The 7,259-nt window shown below is 70.3% G+C and carries 7 protein-coding genes; 6 read left to right on the plus strand and 1 reads right to left on the minus strand.

Features of this window, described 5'->3' with window-relative positions:
* Positions 1 to 132 precede the first annotated feature (132 nt).
* From ASE78_RS06285 to ASE78_RS06310, 6 genes are read left to right on the plus strand one after another with little or no spacing between them, the layout of a single operon-like run.
* Complete coding sequence (locus ASE78_RS06285) at positions 133 to 474, plus strand: PDZ domain-containing protein (protein ID WP_156351305.1); 342 nt, start codon at positions 133 to 135, stop codon at positions 472 to 474.
* Positions 471 to 1,154, plus strand: a complete 684-nt coding sequence (locus ASE78_RS06290; RefSeq protein ID WP_055756478.1) for a response regulator transcription factor — start codon at positions 471 to 473, stop codon at positions 1,152 to 1,154. The genes ASE78_RS06285 and ASE78_RS06290 overlap by 4 nt, the downstream gene beginning before the upstream one ends.
* 11 nt (positions 1,155 to 1,165) lie before the next feature.
* Complete coding sequence (locus ASE78_RS06295; RefSeq protein WP_235514892.1) at positions 1,166 to 2,500, plus strand: ATP-binding protein; 1,335 nt, start codon at positions 1,166 to 1,168, stop codon at positions 2,498 to 2,500.
* A gap of 1 nt (position 2,501) precedes the next feature.
* On the plus strand, positions 2,502 to 2,804 hold the full coding sequence (locus tag ASE78_RS06300; protein WP_056494621.1) for a YdeI/OmpD-associated family protein: 303 nt from the start codon (positions 2,502 to 2,504) through the stop codon (positions 2,802 to 2,804).
* Positions 2,805 to 2,845: 41 nt separating this feature from the next.
* The gene (locus ASE78_RS06305) at positions 2,846 to 3,193 is read left to right on the plus strand and encodes a hypothetical protein (RefSeq protein WP_056494624.1); all 348 of its coding nucleotides are present in this window, start codon (positions 2,846 to 2,848) and stop codon (positions 3,191 to 3,193) included.
* A gap of 42 nt (positions 3,194 to 3,235) precedes the next feature.
* Positions 3,236 to 3,565: a hypothetical protein gene (locus tag ASE78_RS06310; RefSeq protein WP_156351306.1), complete on the plus strand. Its 330-nt coding sequence runs from the start codon at positions 3,236 to 3,238 to the stop codon at positions 3,563 to 3,565.
* A 285-nt stretch (positions 3,566 to 3,850) separates the two neighbouring features.
* Here the strand turns inward: ASE78_RS06310 and ASE78_RS06315 are convergent, their stop codons facing one another.
* On the minus strand, positions 3,851 to 7,147 hold the full coding sequence (locus tag ASE78_RS06315; RefSeq protein WP_056494629.1) for a glycosyltransferase: 3,297 nt from the start codon (positions 7,145 to 7,147) through the stop codon (positions 3,851 to 3,853).
* Positions 7,148 to 7,259: the final 112 nt, after the last annotated feature.

Below are 7,259 nucleotides of genomic sequence, written 5' to 3' on the forward strand. Positions count from 1 at the left end.
CCGGCACCGCCGCGAAACTCGCGCTTTCGCGAATTTCAAACGGGTTTCCGGGCCGGTTACAGGATCGTCATGTGTCCGCCATGCCGTCGCAAAGCGCCGTGGGCCATGGTGGCGGCGAAAGGAAATGTTTCGATGTCGATCGCGCGGATACTGGGCGTCGCCGTGGTTGCCGTGGCCGGCGTGGCGACGGCGATGGTCGACGGGCCGCGATCGATCGCGATCGGCGGGGCGACCTTTGCGGGGCAGGTCGATGCGGCGGGCCTGGTCGTCACCAGCCTGCGCAGCGGCGGCGCGGCGCAAGGGGCGGGCCTGCGCGTCGGCGACGTGGTCGATGGGGTCGACGGCGTGGCCCATCCCGGCGTCGCGCGGCTGGCGGCGGCGGCGCATGGGACCCATGCGGTGCTGCACGTCAGGCCGAGGGGTGACGGGCAGGCCCGCACGCTGCTACTGCACGGCGGCGGAGGTGGTGCGTGAAACTATTGGTGGTCGAGGACGACGACGATACCGCCGGCTACATCGCCAAGGGGCTCACCGAGGCGGGCCATGTGGTCGATCGCGCCGGCACCGGGCGCGACGGGTTGTTCCATGCGATCGACGGCGGCTACGACTGCATCGTGATGGACCGGATGCTGCCGCAGATGGACGGGATGGCGGCGATCGCGGCGATGCGTGCGGGCGGCGTGACGACGCCCGTTCTGATCCTGTCGGCGATGGGATCGCCTGACGACAGGGTCGCCGGGCTGACGTCGGGCGCCGACGATTATCTGACCAAGCCGTTCGTCTTCGCCGAATTGCTGGCGCGGGTGACGCTGCTCGCGCGCCGCGCCGCGCCGGGCACCCCGGTCGCCGAGACGAAGCTGACGTGCGACGACCTCGAGATGGACCTGCTCGCGCGGCGGGTGAAGCGTGGCGGCGTGGGCATCGACCTGCAACCGCGCGAATTCCGGCTGCTCGAATATCTGCTGCGCCATGCCGGACAGGTGGTGACGCGCACGATGTTGCTGGAGGGGGTGTGGGATTATCACTTCGATCCGGGCAGCAACGTGACCGACGTGCATATCAGCCGGCTGCGCCGCAAGATCGACGACGGGCAGGCCCGCCGGCTGCTGCATACGGTGCGCGGATCGGGCTACAAGCTGGGGATCGAGCCCTGACGCGCCGCTGGGTGCGATCGGCCACGCTGCGCTTCGCCGCGCTGGTCTTCGCGCTGCAACTGGCCGGGGCCGGGGTCACGCTGCTGGTGGTGCGGCAGATCACCGCCGACCGGTTGACGCAGGCCGCGACCGGGGAGGCTGAACGGCTGCGCGGGCAGTTGCTCGACGCATGGGCGGCGGGGGGACAGGCCGGCGCGGCGCGCGCGGCGCTGGCACGGCTCGACCGGAGCGACCGGCCGCAGTCGGTGGTGCTGCTGACCGCGCCCGGCGGACGGGTGCTGGCGGGCAATGTCGCGGCATGGCCGCCCGATGTGGTGGCGGGGCCGCCGACCACGATCGAGATCTTCCGCGTCGACCGCGACCGGCCCGAACGGATGCGGGTGATCGGCACCGACCTGTCGGACGGGACGCGGCTGCTGACCGGCCATGTGATCGAGGGCGAGCTGGCGTTCGTCGGCGCGTTGGAGGCGGCGATGGGCGCGGCGATGGCGGTCGCGCTGCTGCTGGCGGGGCTTGCCGGATGGGTCGCGGCGCGGATCATCGCCCAGCGGCTGGAGCGGACCGTCGATACGGTGGCGGCGGTGGCGGCGGGCGACCTGAACCGGCGGGTGGCCTTGAGCGGCGGCGACGATGCGTTCGAGGCGCTGGCGCGCTCGGTCAACGCGATGCTCGACCGGATCGCCGCGCTGGTCGGCGAACTGAAGCTGGCGACCGACGCGCTGGCGCACGACCTGCGCTCCCCGCTCACGCGGCTGCGCGCCACGCTGGAACGCGCGCTGGCCGCCGCCGATAGCGAGGAGGGGCGGCTGGCGGTGCTGCGCGCGATGGACGAGGGCGAGCGGTTGCTCGGCATGCTCGACACCGCGCTTCGGATCACGCGGGCGGAGGCGGGGATCGGGCGCGAGGCGTTCGTTGCTACCGATCTGGCTGCGATGCTGGAGGAACTTGCGGAACTGTTCGAGCCGCTGGCCGAGGATCGGGGGATGGCGATCGCGATGGTGCCCTCGCCGGCTATGGTCGTGCCGGCGCATCGCGAGATGATCGGACAGGCGGTGGCAAATATGATCGATAACGCTTTGAAATATGGTGCGGGAACGATCCGGCTGTCGGTCGAGGAAACGGCTGCGGCGGTCGCGATCGTCGTGCGTGACGAAGGGCCGGGGATCGCGCCGGCGCGGCGAGCGGAGGCGCTGCGCCGGTTCGGGCGGCTGGATGCCGCGCGGCACGAAAGCGGGGCGGGACTGGGACTGTCGCTGGTGGCGGCTGTGGCGCATTTGCATGGCGGTACGCTCGAACTGGCGGATGCCGCGCCGGGGCTGGCGGTGCGCCTGACGATCGGACGATAGCATGGGCGAAGGCTTCGCGCAGGGACTGGTGCATGATGCGGCAGCGGACGTGCGGACCGCGATCGAGGGCGACCCGGCGGTGTTCGCGCGGTGGCAGGCGCTGACGCCGATCGGGCGCAACGAGTTCCTGTGCTGGATCGAGGATGCCAAGCAGGCCGCGACCCGTCAGCGGCGGATCGGGCGGACGGTCGAATCGTTGCGGGAGGGCAAGCAGCGGCCGTGTTGCTGGCCCGGCTGTATCCACCGCACCGACAAGGCACCGGGCAAGTGGCAGCAAGCGGTGCTGATCGACGCGAAACGGTAGCGGCGGTTGCCGGCCCCGTTGCCGCGCGGTACGACCCGGCCATGGCCAAAGCACAACGTCTCGCCCGGCTCGACGATCGCCGCATCGAACTCGAAGCCGACTATGCAGCGGCATTGATCGCGGCGCTGCGGGTAACGGCCGCCGGGAAAGCGGGGCTGTTCGATCATCAGGCGGATCGCCGGGTACGCGCGGCGACCGCCCCCGTCATCGACCATCTGGCCGAGATCGGCGACGCGATCGACGCGGCGCGCGAGCAACTGGGCCTGCCGGCGTTCGAGCTGCAACAACAGTTCCTGCGGTCGCGCGGACCGGTCGGCCCGCAGGCGGTGGGCGAGCCGAAGCAGGCGCAGGCGTGGCTCGACCGGCTGGGGGCCGAGCCTGTGCGCTGAAGCGGCCCTGCCGTCGTCGCGCCGCAATCCGCCGGCATCGTCTTGGGCGACGGGGAGGCGGGGCGGATGTTCTGGGCATGGTCGCTGGTTCAGGCGGTGGCGGTGCCGCCCGGGCGGATCGAGCTGACGCCGTTGTTGCCGCCGGCGCGCTGTCGCGGGGCAGTTTCTGACGACGAGATCCTTGTCTGCGGCGACGTGCGGCAGGAACGCTACCGGTTGCGCCCCGTCGATCCGACCCGCTTTGACGACACGGTGAAGGCGGAGACCGGCGTGGTCGGCGACCTGCGTGCCGCCGCCGAGGTGGAACAGGCGACGGTGGCGCCCGGCGTGGTCAGCAACCGGATGATGGTGCGGCTGAAACTGCCGTTTTGAAATTCTGTCTGGAAACGCGCGAACGTGTGAGATTTTGGGGCTGATCGACATTCGGCTATTCCGGTGCAGTCCATAGTCGAAAACACCACCCCTACCTTCGTCACCCCGGACTTGTTCCGGGGTCCACCTAGCTGCGCAAGCTGTCGCAAGTGCCTCGATCGGCCTCGATTGCCGCACGGTGGACCCCGGAACAAGTCCGGGGTGACGGAGGTGGTCTTTGCTGGCGTCACGGCCGACTGAATGTCGATCCTTCAAACCCGCAGCCGTGCGTTTTCACACCCGCCCTCACGCCGCCGCCACCCGGCCGCTGCGTTCCAGCTTGCCCCAGCCGACGACGAACCCGCCGATCGCCGAGGCGATGGCGCGCAGCACCACCCAGTACATGATCTGGCGGTACACCAGCCGCTGCGCGACCAGCAGATGCGCGGGGTAGCGCGTGCGGTTGCCGTCGAGGCGATAGGCGATCCAGCCGCACGCCACGTCGATCGCGGTGAATGCCAGCCAGTAGAGCCCCATCGTGCCGACGTCGCCGCTGGTCTGCGCCCAGCCGTGCTGGAGAACGCGGACGATGGTGCCGGTGATCGAGAGCAGCAGCGCGAGGTCGATCAGCGGCGATATGGCGGCGAACGCGATCTGGAACAGCCAAGCCTGCGGCAAGCCGATCCGGGCGAGGCCGGCGGGCTTGCCGGTCCGCAGGATAGCGCGGTGCTTCCACAGGCATTGCAGCGTGCCGAACGCCCAGCGGTAGCGCTGCTTGGCAAGCGCCCTGAAGCTTTCGGGCGCTTCGGTCCACGCGACCGCGCGGGGATCATAGGTGACGCGCCAGCCGGCACGCTGGATCGCGATGGTCAGGTCCTGATCCTCGGCCAGCGTATCCTCCGGATAGCCGCCGACCGCATCGAGCGCCGCACGCCGCCATGCGCCGACCGCGCCCGGCACCACCGTCATCGCGTCGAAGCCGGCGAGCGCGCGGCGTTCGAGGTTCTGCGCGGTGATATATTCGACCGCCTGCCAGCGGGTGACGAGGTTCACCCGGTTGCCGACGCGCGCATCGCCGGCGACCGCGCCGAGCCTGGAATCGGCGAACCAGCGCGCCAGCCGCGCGATCGTCTCGGTCTCGAACTGGGTATCGGCATCGAGCGCGATGATGACTTCTCCGGTCGCATCCCGGAGCGCGCGGTTGAGTGCTGCCGCCTTGCCGCCGTTGACGAGCGTCAGGAGCGTGACGCGGGGATCGCCGGCGAAACGGTCGCGCACCACCGCGCTGGTCGCGTCCTTCGACCCGTCGTCGACGACGATGACCTGTAGCCCCGGATAGTCGCTGGCCAGCACGCGCGCGACCGAATCGGCGATCACCCGTTCCTCGTTATAAGCGGGGATGATGACCGAGACGGTGGGTCGATACACCGGCGGCACCGGGCGTTCGCGCCGCGCCTGGAACCACGCTAGCCCGGCGAGCAGCACCGCGCGGGCGATGCCGAGCGCGATGGCGAGATAGAACAGCCATGCCAGCACGATCGAGAGGATCGCCAGCACGATGAAGATCGCGACGTCGGTGCGCACCGCCAGCAGGTCGCGGCCCTGCACCTTGGGCATCGCCACCGCCTGCGGCACGCCGACCAGTTGCGAGGCGGTGACGAAGTGATAGCCGCGTGCCTTCAGCGTGGCGATGATCTGCGGGAGCGCCGCCACCGTCTGCGCACGGTCGCCGCCGCCGTCATGGAGCAGCACGACGTTGCCCGAATTCTCCGCCGTGGCGGCGGCGATCTGGTTCACGACCTGGGTCACGATCGCGTCGGTGCCGGGCCGCTGCCAGTCGTTGGGATCGATATGCAGCCCGACCACGGTGTAGCCGAGGTCCTGCGCCAGCAGCGCGGGCGCGATCTCGTCCATCGTCGTCGGTTCGGCGTCGCCGAAATAGGGCGCGCGGAACAGCGTGGTCGAGCGGCCGGTATAGGCCTCGATCAGCCGCTGGGTGGCGTTCAGCTCCAGTTTCGTCGTGCGCTCGCCGGTGGTGGCGAGATTGGGGTGGGTGTAGCTGTGGTTGCCGATCTCGTCGCCGTCGCGGACCATCCGTTGCAGAAGGCCGGGATGTTCGAGCGCATTCTCACCAACCACGAAGAAGCTACCGGGAACCTTGGCTTTTTCCAGAACGTCGAGGATCGGCGGGGTCCAGGTGGGGTCGGGGCCGTCGTCGAAGGTCAGCGCGATCGCTTTTGGATCGGCGGCACCGGCGCGCTGGACGACATAGGGGGTCGGCAGGCGGCGATAGTCCTCGTTCGCGATGACGCCCTGCGGGGTGAAGGTCAGCGCGCGCTGGCCCTCAGTCGGGCGGGCGGTGATCTTGAGGATTTCGCCGCTGCCCTCGACATCGACGTTGAGCGCGGTGTGCGGCGCTTCGAGCCGGGGCACCTTTGCGGGCGTGCGGAACGCGGCGAGGTCGTTCCAGAAGCCGGCGTCCTCGCTGCCGAGCCGCCACAGCGCCACGTCGTCGATCCCGAGCCGGCGCAGCGCCGCCATCTCGTTCCAGCTCGTCACCGCGTCGAGCATCCAGATCTGGTGATGCGCGCCATCCTCGTCGTCATAGGCGAAGCCGGCGTTGCCGCTGGTGCGGTCGAAGCCGACGGCCGCACCGGCATCCTGCGCGGCGAGCCATGCTTCCTCGATCGACAGCGCGTCGGCCGTTCGCCCGTGCCAGTCATAGGCATAGCTGCCGAGCGCCACGGTCAGCTTGTCGCGGCCGACCTTGGCGATGGCCGCTTCGACCTGGGCCAGAAACCATGGCTGCGAGGCGATCGGCCCGGCGCTGCCGCTTTCCCAATGCTCGTCATAGGCCATCAGCATCACCCGGTCGCTGACCTTGGCCAGCGCGGCGAGGTTCCAGTCGGCGTCGCCCGCCGGCGCGGTGACGGCGAGTTCGGCGCCCTTAGGCAACGCCGCATGCAGCCGGGCGAGGAACGCGGGATAGCGCGCGACGGCGGCGGCGGGCATGCTCTCGTAATCCATCACGAGGCCGCCGGCATGCCGTTGCCGCACATAGGTGGCGAGCGCGGCGATGAGCGTCTGTTGCTTGGTCCGGTCGGCGAGCATCGCGGCGGCACCGGTGCCGTCCCAGCCGTCACGCATGATGTTCTGGACCATCGGCACCAGCTTCGGCGCATGGGGGGTGGTGGCGAGGAACTGGTCGAGCTGGCGGTCGGCGATCGGGTGGGGCTGCGTGCCGTCGACCGTGACCAGCGCGGGCACGACCCAGTCGAGCTGGCGGGCATGGGCGCGCAGCGAGGCGATGCCGCCGTCGGTGTCGGGCGCGTAGAAGCCGATCGTCTGCGGCGTGTCGGGCGAGGGCACGGCGCGGCGCGGCAGCCAGCGGTCGGGGCGCGCAAGCCGGTCGTCGCGTGGCGCGAACGCCTCGCCATGCCGCCTGGCGAACGGCAGCGGCAGCCCGAGCGAGCGCGGCGTCACGACCAAGGTCGTGGCAAAGGCGATCGCCGCCAGCACCACGGCGAGGATTAGCAGCGCGACGCCGCGCCGTGCCCGAACGCCACGCCGCCCGGTCGGATCGAAGAAGATGGGTTTGCTCAACGCCGGTGTCCCTGTTGCATCGGATCGGCGCTTAGGCGGTGGGGAGCGGCGGGGCGGTGAGCGCCGCATGAACTTTTCGTCACGGCGGCGGCGGGGCATACTCCTCCCCCCC

The sequence above is a fragment of the Sphingomonas sp. Leaf25 genome, assembly GCF_001421635.1.
Lineage (GTDB): Bacteria > Pseudomonadota > Alphaproteobacteria > Sphingomonadales > Sphingomonadaceae > Sphingomonas.

What these genes read in the sequence shown, in the direction of transcription:
- ASE78_RS06285 (WP_156351305.1), top strand. Translation starts at nt 133, where the DNA reads ATGTCGATCGCGCGGATACTGGGCGTCGCCGTGGTTGCCGTGGCCGGC.
- ASE78_RS06300 (WP_056494621.1), top strand. Translation starts at nt 2,502, where the DNA reads ATGGGCGAAGGCTTCGCGCAGGGACTGGTGCATGATGCGGCAGCGGAC.
- ASE78_RS06305 (WP_056494624.1), top strand. Translation starts at nt 2,846, where the DNA reads ATGGCCAAAGCACAACGTCTCGCCCGGCTCGACGATCGCCGCATCGAA.